Annotated in this window: 21 protein-coding genes; 16 read left to right on the plus strand and 5 right to left on the minus strand. The window is 35.7% G+C overall.

The genetic code is table 11. The features are described from left to right. The first annotated feature begins 15 nt into the window (after window positions 1-15). The 12 genes from AB5M32_RS06815 to AB5M32_RS06870 all read left to right on the plus strand — a co-directional run bounded on the left by AB5M32_RS06815 (window position 16) and on the right by AB5M32_RS06870 (window position 11155). Complete coding sequence (locus tag AB5M32_RS06815) at window positions 16-708, plus strand: sugar transferase (protein WP_010720308.1); 693 nt, start codon at window positions 16-18, stop codon at window positions 706-708. Between the two features lie 7 nt (window positions 709-715). Further along, window positions 716-1840, plus strand: a complete 1125-nt coding sequence (locus AB5M32_RS06820) for a glycosyltransferase (protein WP_178286922.1) — start codon at window positions 716-718, stop codon at window positions 1838-1840. Between the two features lie 13 nt (window positions 1841-1853). Then, complete coding sequence (locus AB5M32_RS06825) at window positions 1854-2840, plus strand: hypothetical protein (protein WP_096709713.1); 987 nt, start codon at window positions 1854-1856, stop codon at window positions 2838-2840. A gap of 5 nt (window positions 2841-2845) precedes the next feature. Further along, window positions 2846-3886: a glycosyltransferase family A protein gene (locus tag AB5M32_RS06830; protein WP_010720305.1), complete on the plus strand. Its 1041-nt coding sequence runs from the start codon at window positions 2846-2848 to the stop codon at window positions 3884-3886. Further along, complete coding sequence (locus AB5M32_RS06835) at window positions 3883-4959, plus strand: EpsG family protein (RefSeq protein ID WP_010720304.1); 1077 nt, start codon at window positions 3883-3885, stop codon at window positions 4957-4959. The genes AB5M32_RS06830 and AB5M32_RS06835 overlap by 4 nt, the downstream gene beginning before the upstream one ends. Before the next feature lie 16 nt (window positions 4960-4975). Continuing rightward, on the plus strand, window positions 4976-6121 hold the full coding sequence (locus AB5M32_RS06840; RefSeq protein WP_161652308.1) for a glycosyltransferase family 4 protein: 1146 nt from the start codon (window positions 4976-4978) through the stop codon (window positions 6119-6121). Further along, window positions 6121-6972, plus strand: a complete 852-nt coding sequence (locus tag AB5M32_RS06845; protein WP_010736877.1) for an NAD(P)-dependent oxidoreductase — start codon at window positions 6121-6123, stop codon at window positions 6970-6972. Before AB5M32_RS06840 ends, AB5M32_RS06845 begins: the two co-directional genes overlap by 1 nt. Before the next feature lie 3 nt (window positions 6973-6975). Then, window positions 6976-8142, plus strand: coding sequence for a nucleotide sugar dehydrogenase (locus AB5M32_RS06850; RefSeq protein WP_368024372.1), 1167 nt, complete (start codon window positions 6976-6978; stop codon window positions 8140-8142). 5 nt (window positions 8143-8147) lie between these two features. Further along, window positions 8148-9569 carry a flippase gene (locus AB5M32_RS06855; RefSeq protein WP_010720300.1) on the plus strand — a complete coding sequence of 474 codons (1422 nt, stop codon included), beginning with the start codon at window positions 8148-8150 and terminating at the stop codon, window positions 9567-9569. Window positions 9570-9819: 250 nt separating this feature from the next. Next, window positions 9820-10236, plus strand: a complete 417-nt coding sequence (locus tag AB5M32_RS06860) for an Ohr family peroxiredoxin (RefSeq protein ID WP_010736880.1) — start codon at window positions 9820-9822, stop codon at window positions 10234-10236. A 291-nt stretch (window positions 10237-10527) separates the two neighbouring features. After that, entirely contained in the window at window positions 10528-10980 is a 453-nt protein-coding gene (locus AB5M32_RS06865) for a hypothetical protein (protein WP_126344803.1), read from the plus strand. Beyond that, window positions 10946-11155, plus strand: coding sequence for a PepSY domain-containing protein (locus AB5M32_RS06870; RefSeq protein WP_368024380.1), 210 nt, complete (start codon window positions 10946-10948; stop codon window positions 11153-11155). The genes AB5M32_RS06865 and AB5M32_RS06870 overlap by 35 nt, the downstream gene beginning before the upstream one ends. Window positions 11156-11256: 101 nt before the next feature. Here the strand turns inward: AB5M32_RS06870 and AB5M32_RS06875 are convergent, their stop codons facing one another. Beyond that, window positions 11257-11958, minus strand: a complete 702-nt coding sequence (locus tag AB5M32_RS06875) for a DUF975 family protein (protein WP_126344801.1) — start codon at window positions 11956-11958, stop codon at window positions 11257-11259. A 208-nt stretch (window positions 11959-12166) separates the two neighbouring features. On the opposite strand from AB5M32_RS06875, the gene tgt reads away from it, so the two are divergent. The 4 genes from tgt (at window position 12167) to AB5M32_RS06895 (ending at window position 18028) form a co-directional block, all read left to right on the plus strand. Beyond that, a complete protein-coding gene (tgt, locus tag AB5M32_RS06880) occupies window positions 12167-13312 on the plus strand; it encodes a tRNA guanosine(34) transglycosylase Tgt (protein ID WP_010720296.1) in 1146 nt (381 codons plus the stop codon). A 92-nt stretch (window positions 13313-13404) separates the two neighbouring features. Further along, window positions 13405-13794 carry a preprotein translocase subunit YajC gene (gene yajC, locus AB5M32_RS06885; RefSeq protein WP_010720295.1) on the plus strand — a complete coding sequence of 130 codons (390 nt, stop codon included), beginning with the start codon at window positions 13405-13407 and terminating at the stop codon, window positions 13792-13794. Between the two features lie 272 nt (window positions 13795-14066). After that, window positions 14067-16664, plus strand: coding sequence for a bifunctional acetaldehyde-CoA/alcohol dehydrogenase (gene adhE, locus AB5M32_RS06890; protein WP_010736883.1), 2598 nt, complete (start codon window positions 14067-14069; stop codon window positions 16662-16664). A gap of 287 nt (window positions 16665-16951) precedes the next feature. Further along, on the plus strand, window positions 16952-18028 hold the full coding sequence (locus AB5M32_RS06895; RefSeq protein WP_368024373.1) for a hypothetical protein: 1077 nt from the start codon (window positions 16952-16954) through the stop codon (window positions 18026-18028). A 237-nt stretch (window positions 18029-18265) separates the two neighbouring features. Here AB5M32_RS06895 and fni read toward each other — a convergent pair whose 3' ends face one another. Genes fni through mvk form a run of 4 tightly spaced genes read right to left on the minus strand, consistent with a single transcriptional unit; the run spans window position 18266 to window position 22324 of the window. Beyond that, window positions 18266-19312 (minus strand): type 2 isopentenyl-diphosphate Delta-isomerase, encoded by a 1047-nt coding sequence (gene fni, locus AB5M32_RS06900; RefSeq protein WP_161652305.1) that lies wholly within the window; start codon window positions 19310-19312, stop codon window positions 18266-18268. Further along, the gene (locus tag AB5M32_RS06905) at window positions 19309-20394 is read right to left on the minus strand and encodes a phosphomevalonate kinase (RefSeq protein ID WP_010720289.1); all 1086 of its coding nucleotides are present in this window, start codon (window positions 20392-20394) and stop codon (window positions 19309-19311) included. Before AB5M32_RS06905 ends, fni begins: the two co-directional genes overlap by 4 nt. Window positions 20395-20406: 12 nt before the next feature. Then, a complete protein-coding gene (gene mvaD, locus AB5M32_RS06910) occupies window positions 20407-21384 on the minus strand; it encodes a diphosphomevalonate decarboxylase (RefSeq protein WP_010736887.1) in 978 nt (325 codons plus the stop codon). Next, entirely contained in the window at window positions 21377-22324 is a 948-nt protein-coding gene (gene mvk / locus AB5M32_RS06915; protein ID WP_368024374.1) for a mevalonate kinase, read from the minus strand. The genes mvaD and mvk overlap by 8 nt, the downstream gene beginning before the upstream one ends. Window positions 22325-22398: the final 74 nt, after the last annotated feature.

Raw genomic sequence — 22398 nt, forward strand, 5'->3', positions numbered from 1 at the left:
AAAGGTGGCAATGGGATGAGTGAAAATATCGAGGTTACGAAAAAATTTCAAGAGGGCTTTGGCTCGAGAGTCCAATTTTATCGTGTGAAGCTGAAACGCAAAAAATTATATGAACTTTCTAAAAGAATCATTGATATTGTTTTTAGCTTTATTGGCCTTGTGGTTTTATCACCTCTCTTACTTTGGATTGCTCTTAGGATATATCTGGAAGAGCCGGGAAAACCAATCATTTTTTCCCAATACCGAGTAGGCAAAAATAAGCAGTTATTCAAAATGTATAAATTTCGTTCGATGTGTGTCGATGCAGAAAAAAAGCTCCCAACGCTACTGAGCAAGAATGAAGTAGAAGGGGCGATGTTCAAGATGAAAGATGACCCACGTGTAACAAAATTTGGACGATTCATTCGTAAAACAAGCTTAGATGAATTACCACAACTATGGAATGTTTTGAAAGGTGAAATGAGTTTAGTTGGTCCTCGTCCATCTTTACAAAGAGAGGTTTCGCAATATACGAAATATGATGAGCAAAGACTATTGGTCAAACCAGGTTGTACCGGTTTATGGCAAATTAACGGGCGTAGCAATATCGGTTTTTCTGAAATGGTGATGCTAGATTTAGAATATATCGAAAAGCGAAGTATTTATATTGATTTCAAAATCATCTATCGTACATTTTTTGTTATTTTGCGTCCTGAAGGAGCGTGTTGATAGGGAAATGAAAAAAAAAGTTTTGCTCTTGAGTGAATCAATGGAAGGCGGCTTAAGAAAACATATCGTTCAATTGATTGAACAATTAGACCAAGAAGAATTTGATCTTTACTTTATTCATGGAACAAAAAAAATGGATCACTGTTTTTCTGATCAATATATGCAGTTAAAAGATCGAGCTACCTTTATTCCCTGTCCTACCTTTACTAGAAATGTAGATGTGAAAAATGATTATGTTACTTACCGCTTCTTGAAACAACAAATGAAAGAAATTCAACCGGATATTGTGCATTGTCATAGTTCGAAAGCCGGTGCGCTAGGGCGAATAGCTGCTAAAAGAAATCGTATTGAGCAAGTTTTTTATACACCACATGCGTATTCTTTCTTATCTTCGGAATTTAAGCAATCTAAGAAGACACTATTTATTTGGATAGAGAAGATGCTAAGTAGGTATGCAACGAAGAAGACGTTTAATGTATCTGAAGAAGAACGAATGGCAGGTATAAAATTACACCTTGATAACCCATCCAAATTTATAGTCATCCGCAATGGATTGCCTACAATAGGCTTTCCTTCTAAAAAAACGATCAAAGAATCTCTAGGGTTGAAGGAATCGAATATTGTTATTGGTAACAACGCACGTCTTTCTTTTCAAAAAGACCCTTTTTTATTTATGGAAGTAGCAAAAGAAGTCATTCAACAAGACCCTAATTATCATTTTGTCTGGGCAGGGGATGGACCACTATTCAAAGAAGTCAAAGCATTTTTAATCAAGCACGATTTGACGGGAAATGTCCATTTATTAGGAGAAAGAACGGATAGTGAACGAATCGTTGCAGGGTATGATCATTATTTGATCACTTCGAGATATGAAGGGTTGCCTTATTCTTTGATCGAAGCGATTCGCGCTGGTGTTCCGATTATTGGCAAAAAGGTGACAGGAGTAGAAGAAATTATTGAACAAACAGGTGGTTGCTTATTAAATACAGATAGTCCTCACTCATTTGCACGAGCAATCCTAAATGCAGAGCATAGCTGTGACAAACAACAAATAATAGCGATCTATCAAAAAAATTATTCATTAAATCAAATGATTCGAGAGATTACAAAACAGTACAACGGAGAAAATTGAGAGAAGGCATAGTATGGACAAACGCTTAAAGGATAAAAAAATATTGTTTATTGCATGGAAATTTTACGATTATCCACAGCTGATCATCGAAGAATTAGAAAGAAAAGGCGCAAAAGTGACGTATTATAATGCGATCCCTTCGGACTCACACCTCAAAATGAAACTTTCTACAAAGTTCAATACCTTAAGAGAGAGTTATCTGAAGCAAATTTTATTAGCGATAGGACAAGAAAATTATGATTACTTTTTCGTTATCAATCCAGTACTGTTTCCTGAAAAGTTCATCAAAGAGGTGACCGATATTGTTGGACCGATCCCTAAATTAGCCTATTTGTGGGATTCAATTGCTACATTTTCACAAGTGACTAGATACTTTGATTATTTTAATTATTTATATAGTTTTGATGCGAAAGACTGCAAGAAATACGCAGAATTAAATTTTTTGCCATTATTCTACATAAATTCCGATGAGAAAAACAAAAAAGAGCCAACCTATCTTTTTTCTTTTGTGGGATTCGGTCATAGCATGCGTTACTCATTTATCAATCAAGTAAAAGAACTTTGTGAGAAAAAACAATATAGCTACTATTTCAAACTATATCTTCCTTCTATCTGGCATTTTTATTATTACAAATATGGAACTAAGACACTCGCAACAGCCAAAAAAGAAGAATTCATCTATCAACCACTTCCGCAAACACTCGTTAATGAAGTGGTTAAAGAGAGCAAAATTATTTTGGATCTAGAGCTAGCAAATCAATCAGGTCTCACGATGCGTACGATTGAGACACATGGAATGAGAAGAAAACTGATTACAACAAATCCAGAAGTGAAAAATTATGATTTTTACCATCCTGATAACATTTGCGTAGTTGACCGAAAAAAGCCAGTTATTCCACAACGTTTTATTGAGACAGACTACCATTTACTAAATGATCAACTTTACAAAAACTATCAATTATCCACTTGGCTCGATCGGATCTTCAGTGGAAAGGAGTAAGAAAATTGAAGAGAATTAGCGTGATTGTTCCAATCTATAACGGAAGCTTGTATTTAGAAAATACACTCCAAGCGTTATTGAATCAGCCCTACAAAAATATCGAGTTGATTTTGATTGATGATGGTTCACAAGATGATAGTTATCAAATTTGCCAAAAATTTGCACAACAAGATGAACGTATATTATTGATTCATCAAACAAACGCGGGGATCTGTGCAGCCCGTAATACAGGTTTAGCTTATGCGACAGGCGAATTTGTTAGTTTTATCGATCAAGACGATGCAATTGATCCCAATATCTATGTCTATTTGTCTAACAAAATCGGAGATGCAGATATGATCGTAGGCGGCAAATCGATGCAGTTGATTGATAAGAAACAACTGCTTTTGTCTGAAATAGATTACTCCTATGAAGAAAAGCAATTAAAGGATCAAAAAGAGATTGCTTATGCTTTGTTTAATTTAGATCATCGAATGACGTTTCTCCATTTATGGAATTGTTTGTACCGAAAAAAAATAATAGATGAGTATGATTTGAAATTCGATGAAAGATTTCGTTATGGGCAAGAAGATACTTTATTCAATTTTAACTATGTTTCTAAATGTCAAACGATTCAGCTGGTCCCCGAAGTAGTTTATCAATATAGTCAACGTGAATTGACGAGTACTTCTTTAAAAAATAATCCCTCAGCTGTGAAAGATTTTCAAATATTTATAGAAACAATTGGAGAAATTGAATGGAATGAACGCGTTTATCCCTACTATCAAAAATATCGCTATACTTATTTTTTACGACATGGGTTGAATATCTATACCCAATTCGGCATGAATACAGCGAATCAAAAAAAGATGCTACAAGATATCCAACAACTATTGTCCAAAGAGAAAATACAGAAACCTTTAATCATAGAATCATCACGGTATTATAGAAACTATTTATGTCTGGTGAGTCGTTTAATGGAAAAACGGAGATATCGAACCTTGAATCAGTTGATTTATGGAACCAGTTTTATAAAAAAAATGTTGAATAGGGTGTCTGCTGGATGATCATCGTTGCTTATTTTGCTGTACTGATACTTAATTTTATTGAAGTTTTCAGAAATAAACGCAATAAATATTTACTCTTATTAAGTGTTTTGATCCTTGGATTGATTTTTGCAGGTGGTACTGAAAATACAGACATGGTCTACTATAAAGCAACTTATTTTGATGATGCACGTATCAAATATAAAGCGACAGAATTCGGCTTTTACTATTTTGCACAGTTTTGCCGACAATTAAATTTAGGACTCTTTGGTATGCGTGGGTTGGTCTTTTTATTTGCAACCCTATTAATCGGTGCGACAGTTAAAAAATATTGCGTAAATACTCATCTATTTATAATTATTTATACGTTATTTTTATTTTTTATTGATGCTATTCAACTAAGGAATTTAGTGGCGATATCTCTTGTGATTTATTCATTTCCATATTTAGTAGAAAATAAAAAAATAAAATATTTTTTTGGCATAATTAGCGCTAGCTTATTTCATACGATCAGTTTATTTTATCTACCGTTTTTATTTTTATCTTCAAAAAACAAAAAGTTTTTTATTCAACTAATGGTTGGTGGTGCAATTTTTCTGGAGTTGATCTATGTAATCTATAGTGGAACTCCTCCCTATTTGAATTATTTAATCGAAGAGTTCTCAACAAATTCCGGAAGAATCCAACAATATACTGAAAAAATAACAAATGGTTCGATACAAGTTATTTTTCTTTTCTTGCTGAATGTGGGGTTAGCATACTGGGCACATTTAGGATTTCCTAAAAGTACAATCAGTCAAAAAAATAAACTATTCTCACAATATGTGTTTTATGCTTCGGTGATTTTATTGATGTTTATTCCTTTGCTTTGGTATTCTGTGGAATTTTACCGTTTAGCCAGAGGTATATTGCCTTTGATTTATATTTCTGTGATCAATGCTAGTTATAAATACAAAAAAGTCACCTATTATCAACTCGTTTTGTGGGGGATGTTAGTTATTCACCTTCTGGCTTGGTTTTATGTTTCTTATTTTTCGATCTCTATACCTGAAAGGATTTTTAATCCGCTATTTTATCAGAATGAATGGCTATAAGAAAGGACAAAATACAATGAGCATCTTATTTTTGAGTGGGATTTCTGCAGAAGAAAATAAAGGTATTTTTAAAAAGAACTGTTCCCAAGCAAAGTATATGAGCAATCATAAAAAGCAATGTTGGTTACTTTATTTTAAAAAACAAGAAATAAGAGTACGTGAGTTTTATGACAAGCAGATGATTCACGACAGTCTATTAACAAAGAGTGATGCAACGAATCACCGTCAAAAAATAAAAGATATCCAAATAGCAACAAAAAAATTATTGTTGTCGAGAGAATGGACTCATTTCTATTTTCGGGATCAATATTATACAAAAATAATGAGTGAACTGTTAAGTATCTCTCAGCAAAAAACAATTCAAACGATTATGGAAATTCCTACTTATCCTTATTATAAAGAACAATTGAATGTAGCACCCAATAAGTTAAAGGGTGGATTGAGTCTAGTATGGAATTACTTAGGTGATCGATTGTATGAAAAAAAATGCAATAAGATTGCAGTAATTGAGGCGAAGACAAGTAATAAAAAAAAGGCGAAGATGGTTTCTTTTTACAATGGTGTAGATCCGGATAATTTGCCAGTCAATTTATATCAGAAAAATGAAGAACAGCCTACACATCGGGTAGTTGCTGTTGGAAATTTTTATCCTTATCATGGGCTGGATCGTTTAATTGAAGGACTTGAATATTATTATCGGACAAAAGATGAGATAGCACCAGAGGTCTTCTTTGACATTGTTGGTGGGGGACCAGCAATTGAAGAGTTAAAACAACTGGTAGCATCTTACCGATTACAAGGATACGTTATATTTCATGGGTATAAAGATCGTCAAGAATTAGAACAGCTTTATGGTGAAGCTTCAATGGCTATCGGTACATTAAAGTTACATCTACGAGGTGCCAATATTGAGACAGCTATCAAAGTATCCGAAGCACTTTATCAAGGAATTCCAGTGATTACATCAGGCGAAACACCATTTTTTAGTGCAGTAAAACAAAATATTTATCAAGTAAAGGATGATGATTCACCGATCTCAATCAACGAAATGCTTCAATTTTTGGGAAAAAAACGTATCCCTGTTGGGGATCAGGTGTTACTCGACCTCTTCTCATGGGAAAAAATAATAGAAAAAATAGTAAATTTTGGGAGTGAGAATTGATGAAAATATTAGTAACTGGAGCAAACGGTTATTTAGGAACTGGAATTGTAGACCAACTGATCAATGATGGAAATGAAGTTATTGCGACAGATGTCAGAACGAATCGAATAAATAAAGAAGCCACTATCTATCAAGAAAATCTTTTTGATATTTCTGATCCGTATCATTATTTTGGTGAACCGAACGTATTAGTCCATCTTGCATGGCAAGATGGATTTATCCATAATGCAGAAAGTCATATTAGAAACTTATCCGATCATGCACTATTTTTAAAAAAATTTTTCTTATCAGGAATCGATAAAATCGTAGTGATGGGATCGATGCATGAAGTTGGATTTTATGAAGGCTGCATTAACGAATTCACTAGTACACACCCAATGAGTTACTATGGCATTGCAAAAGATTCATTGAGAAATTTCAGTTCGTTTATGGCTAAAGAAACCAATAAAAAATTTCAATGGTTGCGTGCTTATTACATTGTATCGAATCAACCGGGTGGTAGTTCGGTTTTTTCAAAAATCATTGAGAAAGCCAAGGAAGAAGAGGTAAACTTTCCTTTTACAATGGGGGAAAACCAATACGATTTTTTAGACTATGATGATTTTTGTTTTCAAGTAGCAGCAGCTGTTGAACAAGACGAAATCTCAGGAATCATTAATATTTGTTCAGGTTATCCTGTTAAATTAAAAGAACGTGTCGAACAATTCATTGCAGATAATCACTTGAATATTCATTTGGATTATGGTGCCTATCCCGATAGAAAATATGATTCTAAGGCTGTATGGGGGGATAATAAAAAAATACAAAAAATTTTAAAACAAGCAAAAAATAAAAAAATAAGTAAGGTGTAAGAAATGAGACTATCTGTTTTCGGTATGGGCTATGTAGGGCTAGCAAATTCATTGTTGCTTGCCCAAAATAATGATGTGGTTGCTTATGATATCGATCAGAAAAAAATCGAGAAACTAATAAAAGGTTGTTCCCCAATCGAAGATAAAGAGATCCAAGAATTTTTGAATAATAGAGAATTGGGAATAACTTTTACACAAGACTTCAAAAGTGCAGCATCATGGGGAGAATTTATTTTGATTGCTACTCCAACCGATTATGATGAAGAAAAAAACCTATTCGATACTTCCTCCATAGAAGAAGTAATCGAAAAGGTAAAGGCAGTACGTACGGATGCTGTATTTATCATTAAGTCAACGATTCCTTTAGGTTATATTAAGTATTTAAAAAAGAAATATCAATCAGAGGATTTTATTTTTTCACCAGAATTTTTGCGGGAAGGAAAAGCATTGTATGATAATCTCTATCCTTCTCGTATCGTTGTAGGCGAAAACACGAAAAGAGGACAAAAAATTGCTTCGATGTTTAAAAAAAATACTCGAATAAAAGATGTTCCTGTTATTTTAACTGATTCAACAGAAGCAGAAGCGATCAAACTGTTTTCTAATACCTATTTAGCATTAAGGATTGCTTATTTCAATGAACTTGATACTTATGCTGAAATGAATGGATTAGATACAGCTCAAATTATCTCGGGGGTTTCAATGGACCCAAGAATAGGGGACTATTATAATAATCCCTCTTTTGGTTATGGCGGATATTGTTTACCGAAGGATACGAAACAATTACTAGCGAATTACCAGCACGTGCCAAATGATCTGATCCAAGCCATCGTTCAGTCAAATGATACAAGAAAAACATTTATTGCAGATCGTATCATGGAAAAAAATCCAGATATAGTAGGGATTTATCGTTTAACAATGAAGGCGGGCTCTGATAATTTCAGATATTCATCTATTTTAAGTATCATGCGTCTTTTGAAAGATCAAGGCATTAACGTAGTCATTTATGAACCGACAGTGAAGAAGGAGCATTTTTCGACATTTAAAGTAATAAAGGACATTGATGAGTTCAAGAAGCATTCAGATGTGATATTAGCCAATCGATTTGATCCGTTACTCAAAGATGTAGAAATGAAAGTCTATACGCGAGATATATTTGGAAGGGACTAATAGAATTGAAACATGTGCTTAAAAATTTTGGGTATCAGTCATTATTTCAACTGACAAAGATTATCATGCCAATCATTACAGTCCCAATTGTTTCAAAAGCATTAGGTCCTGGAGGATTAGGGATTTTTAATTACACCAATTCGATTACTCAATATTTTGTGTTAGTCGCTAGTTTAGGGATCTCGATGTATGGGAATCGAGAAATCGCATTAGTTTATAATCGTAAAGAAAATATTTCAAAAACGTTTTGGGAAATCTGTTTATTAAAAGCAGTTTTAACATGTATTACACTTTTAGTTTTTTTGTTATTTACTACTTTTTTAGGTAATAAGATCTATTTCTATATACAAAGTCTCACTATTATAGCTGTTATGTTTGACATTTCGTGGTTTTTTATGGGAATCGAGGATTTCAGAAAAACGAGCATGATCAATCTGGGAATTCAATTTGTTACTTTCATTTTAATTATCTTTCTGATTAAAGATTCTTCTGATACGATTTTATATGTTTTACTACAGTCAGTAGGAACCTTATTATCTCAACTATTGACATGGCTATTTATTCATAAACATATAAATTTTAAAAAGGTAGCATTCTTAGATAGCTTTAGACATATCCGATCATCTTTTGAATTTTTTATCCCACAGGTTGCTATTTTACTTTATACGAATCTAAACAAGACTTTATTGGGTGTTTTTATTGGTAGTACAGCTGTTGGTTATTACACTAATTCATTAACAATCAATACGGTATTTATCACGGTTATTACAACGCTTGATATGGTGCTATTACCGCACATGAGTGGGTTATATGCCAAAGGAAACATTAATAAGATGGTGGACATCATTGATAAGACGATTCATTTACAATTATATTTTAGTGTTCCAGCGATGTTCGGGATGCTTACGGTTTACGATAAATTAGTTCCCTGGTTTTTTGGGAAAGAATTCTTATTCATCAATAAAGTTATTCCACTTTTTTCTATTTTGATCGTTGTGATGCCCTTAGGTATGTCCATTTCTAGACAATATTTGATACCGATTGGCAAAGTAAAAATCTACAATAAATCTGTATTAATTGGTGCGGTTATCAATATTTTATCTAATTTAATCTTGTTACCGTGGATCGGTTTTTTTGGAGTGGTTTTTTCAAACCTTTTAGCAGAAATTTTTGTAACAGTGGTACGTACAAAATCATTCTTGAATCAAACAAATTTTAGCTTTAAGAAAAAAAACTTACTGGTTATTTTTTGTTCATCCATTATTATGTGGTTCGTTACAAGAATAATTACAAATGGCATGTCACCTACCTTTTTGACTAATCTAATCCAAGTTTCTATAGCCGTCCCTATCTATTTTTTACTAACGTCTTTGTTTGGCTATAACCCTATTTTGAGTGGTTTAGGGAAATGGAAAAAAGAAAATTGAACACGAGTAGTTTCCTTGCTCAAAATTTTTTAATAATTTCAATAAAGAGTAGATTCGTATTTTTTTTAAGAAAAAATGACGTTGAATAATCCTTTAGAGTAAAGAAGTAAATAGACGCAGTTTGGTTTCAGGTAAAATTTACTATTCTTGTAAACAACCCAATCATTCCTATACACTAACCTTTTATGTGATACCCAATTACCTAGATGCCAACTACTATATTTACAATCAACTTTGGAGGGCGAAATTTATGAGCAAAATTTATGAGGTAGCTACTATTAATACAGGTGGTCGTAGTGGTAAAATTTATTCACAAGAGAAAAAATTTTTGTATGATGTCGCAGCACCTGGAACCCAAAACACGGATGCAACAAATCCCGAAGAGCTCTTTGCAGCAGCTTATAGTGCCTGTTTTAACGGTGCCTTAGAATTAGTTTTATCTAGAAAGAACATCAATCAACCTAGTTCAGTAAAAGCAAACGTTGCCTTGCTGAATCATGGAGAGGCAGATTTTACAATAGAAGTTCTTTTGACAGTCTTTATCAAAGATATGCCGAAAGATGAAGCAATACGTTTTGTTGAAGAAGCAGATCAAGTTTGCCCTTACTCAAAAGCTTTGCGTGGAAATGTAACAGTAAATTTAGAAATCAGTGACACTGACTTCTAAAATCGTTCCTTTCCATCAAAAGTAATGATGAAACATATTAGAAAAGCCATGGGGGAGCTTTTCTAATATGTTTTTTTTTTATTTGTTCATGACTAGATGGTAAAAAAATAAAAAAAATAAGATGAAAGATTTAAGTAGAATAAAGACATAGGGATATATTATTTGCTTTATCTCTTATATTCTCTCAATGAGGCTGGAGGATTCAATTCATCCAGCCTCAAACTCCTAAAAAAAGAACGATTAATCGTTCATTTCAAGAATCTAACAATTGATTGTGAAGGAGCGGAAAAGATGAAGTTGTTTGTATGGTGTTTAACGGTATTAACTAGTTTTAGTTTGGGGATGTTGGTGATGTTTGTTTTTAATTATCCTTATGAAAATTATGGGAATGAAACGAAAGAAATCAAGGTTGCCAATGTTTCTAGTTCGTCCACATCTGCGGATGAAATTGAGGAGCCGGAAAAATTCAATGTATCATTAAAAGAAGCACTTGAAACTTATCAGACTTGTTATCCTAATCAAGCGATTACTTCTGTGAAAGTTAGTCAGACTGTTGGTCCTTACTATTACGAAATTACTGGTAGAGATGCAACTAAAGAATGCAGCGTAAGAATTTCAACTAAAACAGCGAACATCAAAAAAAAAAGTATATCGCATACGAAACAAACACGAACAAGCCACTACCGAGCAATCCGCAGATCTGTTCAATATCAAAAACTTAAAAAGTTTATCGGAAGTTACTGAAGTAGCTGAAAAAGTAGCTGAAAAAACGAATGGGACAGGAAAAGCGGTAAAGTGGTTCCTTGAAAGACAATCAGGGAAATCGTATTGGACAATTACTATTAAAGAAAAAATAAAAAAAGTGACAGTCAAAGTTGATGCGTATACTGGCGAAGTTCTAAAAGCTGAGCAGAAGTGAGCGAAATGAAAAAAGCGACTGCGGCTGAAGCATGTGAAACGACCCTCAAAAGTTAGATTTTTGGTCTAACTTTTGAGGGTCGTTTCATTGGACATTGATTTTTATACGTTTTTTGGCAATTGTTCATAAAAAGCTGCTTTAGTTGCTGTAATATAAGGATTTAACCATAAATAACCAATTCCAGCAGTTAGCATGGCTAAGATATGCCAGCCAATAAAGGATAGATCAAGCCAGAACAATTTACCTTTGTAGCCATCCATTAATTTACGACTAGCAGTGATCGTATTGAGAACACTCGGTTTTTCCCCTGTTTCAGTGATAACATCATAGTAAATGAAGTAACTTTGGGAATAAGAATAACTTTTGATGATACCAGGTATAACGAATAATAACGCCCATAAAGTAGTAAAGATCGAAATCAAAATAGCTAGTAAAATCACACCACCAAGAAATAATCCTGTAAAACCACGAAAGGCATCTTTAAATGGTTCGATGGTCGATTTGGTTCCACGCAGGATATCTAGATAGGTCCATGAAATCCCACTCATAAATAGTGCGCTGATAATACCAGACACAATACCACCACCGCTAGAAGCAGCACCTCCGTTGGTATTGTTTGCCATATCTTGGACAGCTGCAGGATCATTATAAGAATGAGCAAATAATAAAGCAGTCGGGATAGCAATGATCATAATGAGTGCAATTGTGATTAACGTTGGGACTAAATTCAATAATACAGCTTGTCCCCAGCGTCCTTTTAAACTGTCTTTTGCTTGTTGTTTCAGTTCTTTTGAAGATAGCATGAGTTTCACTCCTTTTTATTTATGCCATAAGTATAACAAAGAAGAAACAATTTGGCTTTCTTTATCTTTTATCTGTTATTATAATTTCTTTAAAAAATGAAGGTTAAATAAACACCTGTTACCCAATGAACCCTTGCAAAAAAGAGTTAGAACGATTATGATGATGGGAGTTGTCAATGCGATTATTATAGAGAAAGTAGGGAATTGAATGACACAACCTGCCATTCGTTATCGTTTAATCAAAAAAGAAAAACATACCGGTGCCCGTCTTGGTGAATTGATCACTCCTCATGGGACATTTCCCACACCAATGTTTATGCCTGTGGGAACACTAGCAACTGTCAAAACCATGTCACCTGAAGAATTAAAAGCAATGGGTGCGGGAGTCATTTTAAGTAATACGTACCATTTATGGTTACGACCTGGAGAAGACTTGGTAGAAGAAGCAGGCGGCTTACACAAGTTCATGAATTGGGATCAACCGATTTTGACAGATTCAGGTGGTTTTCAAGTGTTCTCGCTAAGCGATATGCGTAACATCGAAGAAGAGGGTGTCCATTTTAAAAATCATTTAAATGGTTCTCGGATGTTTTTATCACCAGAAAAAGCAATTAATATCCAAAATAAATTAGGATCAGACATCATGATGAGCTTTGATGAATGTCCTCCTTTTGATGAAAGCTATGATTATGTCAAAAAATCAGTGGAAAGAACCTCACGTTGGGCTGAGCGAGGCTTAAAAGCCCATCTGAATCCTGATCGTCAAGGATTATTTGGTATCATTCAAGGAGCTGGGTTTGAAGATTTACGTCGCCAAAGTGCAAAAGATTTGATCTCAATGGATTTCCCTGGCTATTCAATCGGTGGTTTGTCTGTTGGCGAACCTAAATCAGAAATGAACCGTGTGTTAGAGTTTACAACACCATTGATCCCTGAGGATAAACCACGTTATTTAATGGGTGTTGGTGCAGCAGATTCATTGATTGATGGCGTGATTAGAGGAGTCGATATGTTTGACTGTGTCTTGCCTACACGTATCGCAAGAAATGGTACTTGTATGACTTCACAAGGACGCTTAGTCGTGAAAAATGCACAATACGCACATGACTTCCGCCCAATCGATGAGAAATGTGACTGCTACACATGTAAAAATTATACACGTGCGTATATTCGTCATTTGATCAAATGTGATGAAACATTTGGGATACGGTTAACGTCTTACCATAACTTGTACTTCTTATTAAACTTGATGAAACAAGTGCGTCAAGCGATCATGGATGACAATTTATTAGAATTTCGAGCAGCCTTTTTTGAGGAATATGGGTTTAATAAAGAGAATGCCAAAAGTTTCTAATCTTTTTCACTAAATTTATGTAAAAAACTAGTGTCTCACGCCTTTTTCTGCTAAAGTTGAGTGTGTAGATACATGTTAGTGAGGTGAAAAAAATGGGATCATTACCAATGTTAGTCATGTTCGTTGCTCTTTTAGCAATGTGGTATTTTATGTCACGTTCACAAAAGAAACAACAACAAGAACGACAAAATTTACTAGACAGTATGAAATCAGGCGATGAAGTAGTTACAATCGGCGGATTACATGGTGTTGTTTCAGAGATCGACAATGAAAAACGCACAGTCGTTATAGATTGTGAAGGGATTTTTCTAGAATACGATCGAGCAGCCATCAAAACGGTTAAACCTGGAACTGTCGTAACCAATGATTCGACAGTAAATACGGTAGAAAAAACAGAACCAAAAGTTGCTGAAACAGTAGAAGTGAAAGAAGAAGCTACTGAAACTGTTGAAACACCTGAAGATAGTAAAGAAAACAAATAGGTAAAGCTTAGTAGTTGAGTCTGAGACGGTGTCTCGGGCTCTTTTTTTATCCTAAATCTCTGACTTTGTTAAGTTTTGAATAAACGGTTTTTTTGATAAAATACTTTGGGTAATTAGGATGATAAATAAAAACACTGATAAATAAAGGAATTAATCGAAATTTAAAAAACTGTGAAAAAAATCACAATAAAGGTTTACATCTGAAAAGGTTTGTTGTATGATGAGAATGTGAATTAATTAACAAACAACCATGACCCATTAGGAGGAAGACAATGGCTAAAGTAATGGAGAAAGAACAACCAAAAACTATTGATGTTCAAGGAATGATTGATGAATTAGCAACGAAAGCAAATGTCGCATTAAAAGAGATGGAAAACTTTGATCAAGAAAAAGTAGATCATATTGTGCATGAAATGGCAATGGCAGCATTAGATCAACATATGCCGTTAGCTAAAATGGCAGTTGAAGAAACTGGTCGTGGAATCTATGAAGATAAAGCGATCAAAAATATGTATGCTTCTGAATATATTTGGAATAACATCAAGCACGATAAAACAGTTGGTGTCATCAATGAAGATGTTCAAAAAGGCTTGATTGAAATTGCTGAACCAGTTGGTGTGGTTTGTGGGGTAACTCCAACAACTAACCCAACATCAACGACAATTTTTAAATCAATGATCGCGTTGAAAACAAGAAACCCAATCGTTTTTGCATTCCATCCAAGTGCTCAAAAATCTTCTGCTGAAGCAGCACGTGTCGTTCGTGACGCAGCGATCGCAGCTGGCGCACCTGAAAATTGTATTCAATGGATTGAACATCCATCGATTGAAGCGACTTCAATGTTGATGAATCATCCAGGGATCGCAATTGTTTTAGCTACTGGTGGGGCAGGAATGGTAAAATCTGCTTATTCAACAGGAAAGCCAGCTTTAGGTGTTGGACCAGGTAATGTACCAGCATATATTGAAAAAACAGCAAAAATCAAACGAGCAGTGAATGACTTGATCGTTTCTAAAACGTTCGATAACGGAATGATTTGTGCTTCTGAGCAAGCAGTAATCGTTGACAAAGAAGTCTATGCTGCAGTTAAAGCAGAATTCCAAGCACATCAAGTCTATTTTGTGAAACCAGCTGAACTTTCAAAATTAGAAGATGCAGTGATGAATGAAGGTAAATACGCAGTAAATCCAGCAATCGTTGGACATTCTGCAATGGACATTGCAAAACTAGCTGGCATCAAAGTTCCAGAAGGGACAAAAATGTTAGTAGCTGAATTAGAAGGTGTCGGAGCGGATTACCCTCTTTCACGTGAAAAACTTTCTCCAGTACTTGCAATGGTTAAAGCAAACAATACAGAACATGCCTTTGAATTATGCGAAGGAATGTTGAACTTAGGCGGATTAGGCCATACTGCAGTGATTCACTCAGAGGATGAAGAGCTGCATGTGAAGTTTGGTCTACGGATGAAAGCTTGCCGTATCTTAGTAAATACTCCTTCAGCAGAAGGTGGAATCGGAAATATCTACAACGAAATGATCCCTTCACTAACTTTAGGTTGTGGTTCATATGGTAAAAATTCTGTTTCTAGAAATGTAAGTGCCATCAACTTGATCAATGTCAAAACTGTAGCGAAACGGAGAAATAATATGCAATGGTTCAAATTACCACCAAAAATCTTCTTTGAAAAGAACTCTTTGCTTTATTTAGAAAAAATGGAAAACGTAGAGCGTGTCATGATCGTTTGTGATCCTGGTATGGTGCAGTTTGGTTACTGTGATACGGTTCGTGAAGTACTATCAAGACGTAAGAATGATGTGAAAATCGAAGTCTTCTCAGAAGTTGAGCCAAATCCTTCAACAAACACAGTCTATGCAGGAACGAAATTGATGGCTGATTTCAAACCAGACACAGTGATTGCATTAGGTGGCGGTTCTGCAATGGATGCTGCTAAAGGAATGTGGATGTTCTATGAACACCCAGATACTTCATTCTTTGGAGCAAAACAAAAATTCTTAGATATCCGTAAACGGACATATAAGATCGATAAACCAGAAAAAACACAATTTGTGTGTATTCCGACAACTTCAGGAACGGGTTCTGAAGTAACACCTTTTGCCGTTATCACAGATAGTGATACACATGTGAAATATCCATTGGCAGATTATGCATTAACACCAGATGTAGCAATCGTCGACCCACAATTTGTCATGTCAGTACCAGCTTCTGTCACGGCAGATACAGGGATGGACGTATTAACTCATGCGATTGAGTCTTATGTTTCTGTTATGGCTTCTGATTATACAAGAGGCTTGAGCTTACAAGCAATCAAATTAGTCTTCGATTACCTAGAAAAATCAGTGAAAACTCCTGATATGGAATCACGAGAAAAAATGCACAACGCTTCTACAATGGCAGGGATGGCATTTGCGAACGCCTTCTTAGGAATTTGTCACTCAGTTGCGCATAAAATTGGTGGAGAATATGGTATCCCACATGGTCGTACAAATGCCATTTTATTACCACATATCATCCGCTATAATGCAAAAGATCCACAAAAACATGCAATGTTCCCTAAATATGATTACTTCCGTGCAGATACAGACTATGCAGATATTGCTAAGTTCTTAGGGTTAAAAGGACAAACAACAGCGGAATTAGTTGAAGCTTTAGCAACAGCAGTTTATGAATTAGGACAATCAGTTGGAATCAATATGAGCTTGAAGGCGCAAGGTGTAACACAAGAGACCTTAGATTCAACGGTTGACCGTATGGCAGAACTTGCTTATGAAGATCAATGTACAACAGCAAATCCAAAAGAGCCATTGATCAGTGAGCTAAAACAAATCATTATTGATGCTTATAATGGTTAATTCAATACAAGTATAGTTAATCAAGCCCCTTTTCCAGATAAAGATAATCTGGAAAGAGGGGCTTTTTTTGTCGGAAAGGGGATCAATATCGTTAGAACTAGCGTAGGAATTTCTTTTGTTAGAAAAAAACGATTAATTCGCTTTTTTAGAAAAAGTAGTTTTATCAAGACCGATGAACCATGTTACTTTAGATAAGTAAAAATGAAAAAAGAAAGGAAGTTGTTAGGATGACAAAACCATTATTTGAGAAAACAAAAAATCAAGAAAATATGGGAAAAGAACAATTGATGTCAATCGTTGATTCATTAGAAGTCAAATTGCGGGAAAACTTAGAACCACTTGAAAACGTACACAAATGCACTGAGCTATACATAGAGTTGAAAAATGAACTAAAGAGAGAAATTGAAGAACGGGCTAAGAAAAGAGAGGATTGGTATAAGAAAAAGCATTCTCAAATTAAAAAAAAGGAAGATTGTGAGCAGGAACTTCAAAACGCAGTGAAAGCAAAAAAAAATGCATTATATAAAAGCACCAAGCGAGTACATGGTGAAACGATCAAGAGCAAAAAAAAAGAGCTTAACGAAATAGCAAAAGAAATCAAAAATTGCAAGTCTGAGATAAAAAAACTGACGAAGGAAATGAAGTATTTAACTGGTAGGAGAGGTGAAAAATGGATCGATCATTCTTTATTAAAGTACGTGGTGAACACTAAAGTTGTCGCAGATGAAAAAAATACACCGGAGGATGACAAACTAAAAGAGGAAGCAGCAACAAAAAATAATGTAGTAACAGAAGAGGAAGCAGCAACCGAAAAAAATATAGCAGCAAAAGAAAAAGTAACAACAAAAGAACTAAAACTGGTTACTAAAGAATTGACTGAAAAACAACGAAAGCAACAATTAAAAAATAATCTCCACAATCTTAAGGAGCTAGATCAAACGTTAAAAAAATTAGGGAATGTAAAGAGTCCTTGTTTTAATCAAAATAAAATAGACTATTATGTCATAATACGTTTATATCTTAAAAGATCTATGCAGCTAGAAAAAATTATACGATTCAGGATTAACCCTGGCGGAAAAACGCTCAATCTATTTAGTGGTGGTAAAGTGGATAAAAAACGAAAAAAAATAGAACGAGATCTTCAGATGAGTTGGAGAGATATTTATAGTTATCTACTAACCAATCCAGATAACTTTAAGCGTGAAACAGCAGTTCAGGAAAAACAGCAGGGGAAAAAACAATTGACTGATCTAATAAGCAAAGAACTAGGGAAAGTATGTGAAACGAGTAATCCTGAGATAGGGAAGGGGATGGGTATAATAAAACCTAGCGCTCCGCCAATGATGCCAGGAATGGAATTATAGCCGTTTGTCAAAGATACATAGGTTTTATTTTTGTTTATCAGATGCAAAAGAGTTGGTATCCTATTATTTATCGCATGAAAACTAGAACAAACGTATGAGGCGATTGGTGAAGGATAAAATAGAGTCAACGCCATAAGAAAATCTCATTTTAAGAAAACTTTGTATTTTTGTAGACAAAAAAGGTCGTCATTCATCTTTTCGATGATTGGACAACCTTTTTGAGTTGAATCGATTTGTTTATTTCTTTCGTGTGCCATATTTGGTCAGAGGGATTCCTCGGGCTTCGCACCAATCTTTAGTAGTTCCAGATAAAATCAAGGGTTGGTGATGAAGTTCTTGGATAGTTTTAGCTCCTACCATGGTCAATAGCCGTTGAAGTTCTGCTTGCCATTGTTGGACTAGTTGGATCGTTTCTGCCACGCCGTGTGTCATGAGATGCGTTAAGATCGTTCCAGAAACGCCTACTGCATTGGCACCAAGACAAAGTGCTTTGAAGAGGTCGAAGGCATTGCGAATACCACCAGAAGCAAGAATCTCTACTTGGTGTTGGGCTTCGTTTGCCTCTAGCAGAGAAGTAACCGTTGATTGTCCCCAATCGACTAAATAATCTAACTCTCTTTTTTTGCGACGAGCATTTTCGATTTGAGTGAAGCTGGTTCCGCTTCGGCCACTGATATCGATTGTCTGAACCCCCAACTCGGCTAGTTCATCAATCGTTTCTCTGGTCATACCAAAACCGACTTCTTTCACGATCAAAGGAACCGAAATGCCTTCGCTGATTTCTTTGATCAATTTTTTCCAATTGGAAAAATCACGATCCCCTTCAGGCATCACCAATTCTTGTGGTGCATTGAGATGGAGTTGTAAAGCATCGGCTTGAAATAGTTCAATCGCCTCTTTTGCTCGTGCTAAAGAGGTGCCGGCTCCTACGTTGGCAAGGATCTTTCCTTCTGGATAAACGTCACGCATGATCGTGTAAGAATCGCTTAAAGCAGGATCTTTTAAAGCTGCACTGACTGAACCCGTGGCAATCATTAAATTTGTTTCTTTTGCGATCATCGCTAGATCATGGTTGATTTTTTTAGTTTTTTCACTTCCACCAGTCATAGCATTGATATATAAAGGATAGTCTAAAGTTAAGCCAGCAACAGTCGTATGTAGATCAATCTCTGACATGGAAACTTCAGGTAAGGGGTTATGAACGATTCGAACCGTATCAAATTCATTTTTTTGTTTACTATGAAAAGCTTTAGCTAATGAGACATGTTCATCTTTTCGATTCATCCTTTTTCCTTTCGTTGGTTACTATAGACGTGTAATGGCAAGGGTGTAATTTCTGCTAATTCCCAAGCGCTCATCAAAGGCAAGATACCGGATTTTTGATCCACGATTACGATACCACAATCGCCACCACCTGCTCCAGATGATTTTGCTGCGCCCTCGTATTCTTCTGCTAAGCTACATAATTTATTTAAAGCAGGGGTTTCGATCAATACGCCCGTAATTGACGATAGCTCATGGAGTAGTTGTCGGTTTTTCCTGATCATGGCTTGGATCAAATCAATGTTATTTTCTTTGAATCCTTTAATCATTTCATGAACGCATAAGGTACTATCTTGTAAAAATTTTTGATAGGCTACCATTTTTTCCTTACGTGAGCGATGGACTTGATCGACTAAATCAGAAGTTGATGCAGGACTGCCAGTCCAACCAATCAGTAAACGCAGATCTTTCGGTGTCGGAAGAGACTCAATGGATAAACCAGGCCAATCCATTTCGATGAGTTCAACGATTGTATGTTGTTTTTCTTGTTCTTGGAGCCACTGGTGATCAAAGGTTGAAAAAGCAATCCAACCACCATAACAACTAGCTGCAATATCTCCACAAGAGCCATTATCTTGAACCGTTAAATTTGCTAGTGCAGCAATTTTGAAAATTTCAATCTGTGTAAGATTTAACGCATAAAACATATTCAATGCCTTGACTGTTGCGACAGTTACGGCGCCACTTGAGCCTAGACCGTATTTGCGTCCGTTAGAACTATCCAATTCACTTGTCACTTTTAGGTCATAAAAAGAAAGTAAAATATTTTTTTCTCGTGCGTATTTTTCAGTCAAACGAATGGCAGCAAGGATATAATGAAATGGATTTTCACGAATATCCAAGACAAGTTCACCATCACGCCGAGTCCAACGAATCGGCATGCCACTATATTGCTCAGATTGGATGCTGCCGACTTTTCGTGCGGTTTCAACTGTTACAGTAACAAACTGATCAATGGCTACGATGATAGCCGGATGTCCGGTTTCAACAACTGCGTATTCTCCAGCAATATAAAGTTTTCCTGGTGCAGATACTTCAATCATAAAAATCTCCCTTTATTCAATAATCGTCATTCCTGGACCTGCAAAAGCCGAAATGACTTGTTGGCTACTAAATAAGTCACTAAATGTTGTTTTGACCTTATCTAGATGGTCTTTTTGAACTAGCACTTTCACATTTGGGCCAGCATCCATAGTAAAGTAACAAGGAATCCCCTGATTTCTTAAATCCCGTACCGCTTGCATGGCTTTTAAACTATCAGGAGACCAGTAGGTAAATGGCGGACGTGCAGCTAATGTCGTTCCATGCATTTTTAACCCATTTTGTTCCATAGTTTCACCTAGAAGTTGAAAGTTCTTAGTTTTGATTGCTTGTTTTAGTTGATAAAGATCGGCTTCGACAGAATCTAACCATCCTTGATAAAAACTTGAAGTTTCAACCGTTCGGCGCATACCATCACGACTTGAGACATCTTTTTTTTGCTCATTCAACAATAGAAAGACCATCGCTAAGTGATCTTCAAAACCGTCTGAGGAAATTGGATGAGCATACGAGCTTTGATCATCGTGTCCTTTTTCCCATTCAACAAATCCACCAAAAATACTCCGACAAGCGGAACCTGATCCTCTACGAGCCAGTCTTGATAAAGCTTGATCATCTAATCCTAATTTCAATGCCTCGTTGCATGCTCCGGCTAAAGCCGCTAAGCCGCTGGCAGAAGAAGCTAAACCCGCAGCAGTCGGAACGAAATTCTGGCTGATCACTTTTGCTTTTTTCGTGGTACCCGCTTTTTCTCTCACAATATCCAAAAAAGTACTGATTTTTTTGGTTGCTTTTTCATCTTGCAATTGATTATCTAAATAAAATTGGTCTTCTGTGTAAGCTTCTGAAAAGCTGACTTCAGTTTCCGTATAAAATGCATCTAATGTGAGTGATAAGCTGTTATTCATCGGGAGAATTAACGATTCATTTTTTTTACCCCAGTACTTGATAAGGGCGATATTCGTATATGCTCGTGCTTTGCCTTTAAACATAGGTATGTACTCCTAATCCTTGAATCCAAGTTGCAGCTGCTCCCGCTTGTAAGAGGGCTTCGCTGATTTCTTGGGCTTTTGTTTTTGTTTGAGCTAGCGCAATCATGCAGCCACCTCGACCACCACCAGTTAGTTTTGCTCCCAAAGCGCCTGAATCTCTAGCGGTTTCGATCAATACATCAAGAAAATCGTTGCTGATCGTTAAATTTTTTAAAATTAGTTGGGCTTCATTCATCGCTTGGGCTAAATGCTCGGGGTTATTTTTAACAATGGCTTTTTTTGCTTGCCTTGTTAAGTATCCTAGTTGTTGGATTTTTTGTCCAACTTTCTGCTGATCTTTTTCAAATAAATGAGCAACGTCTTTGACCACTGCTCGCGTCTGACCTTTGATTCCGGTATCAGCGACAATCAAAAAAGCGTCGATATTTAAAGAGAAATAATCAAACGGGTGTCCTTTCACAAAGTAGATTGGTTCTAAACTGCTTGTTGCCGCAGCATCGATACCGCTAGGATTACCATGGGCAATTTTTTCTGAAATTTGGACATTTGTCAAGAGCTGTTCGCGAGAAAGTGGTTGTTCGAGATAATCGTAAAAGGCACGAGTAACTGCCGTAGCTACTGCAGCGCTTGAGCCCATTCCACGTTCGGCAGGGATAGTGCTGTGAATAGTTAACTCTAATGATTGCTCAATTTGCAGTTCCTTTTTTAAGTTGAATACTAACTGCTTGATGTTTTTTAACGAATGTGGGGCATCAGGCAGTATTCCTGTATAGTAGGAAGAAACAAGCTGATCTCCTGACGAAGTGATGTGTTCATTCAAGGAAGCAACTACTTTTGCTGCCTGAAAAGGAAAAGCGATTGCCGGTTCGCCGTAGACAACTGCATGTTCGCCCATCAGAATAATTTTACCATTTGATTCCCCTTGGCCATAATTTGCCATAATCTAACTCCTTCTTTTATTCCCATAACTTTTTTGAGCAAAAAATAAAGCGCCTTGGATCCTTTGCGCTAACG

Source organism: Enterococcus sp. C57 (assembly GCF_040887305.1).
Classification (GTDB): domain Bacteria; phylum Bacillota; class Bacilli; order Lactobacillales; family Enterococcaceae; genus Enterococcus_B; species Enterococcus_B hirae.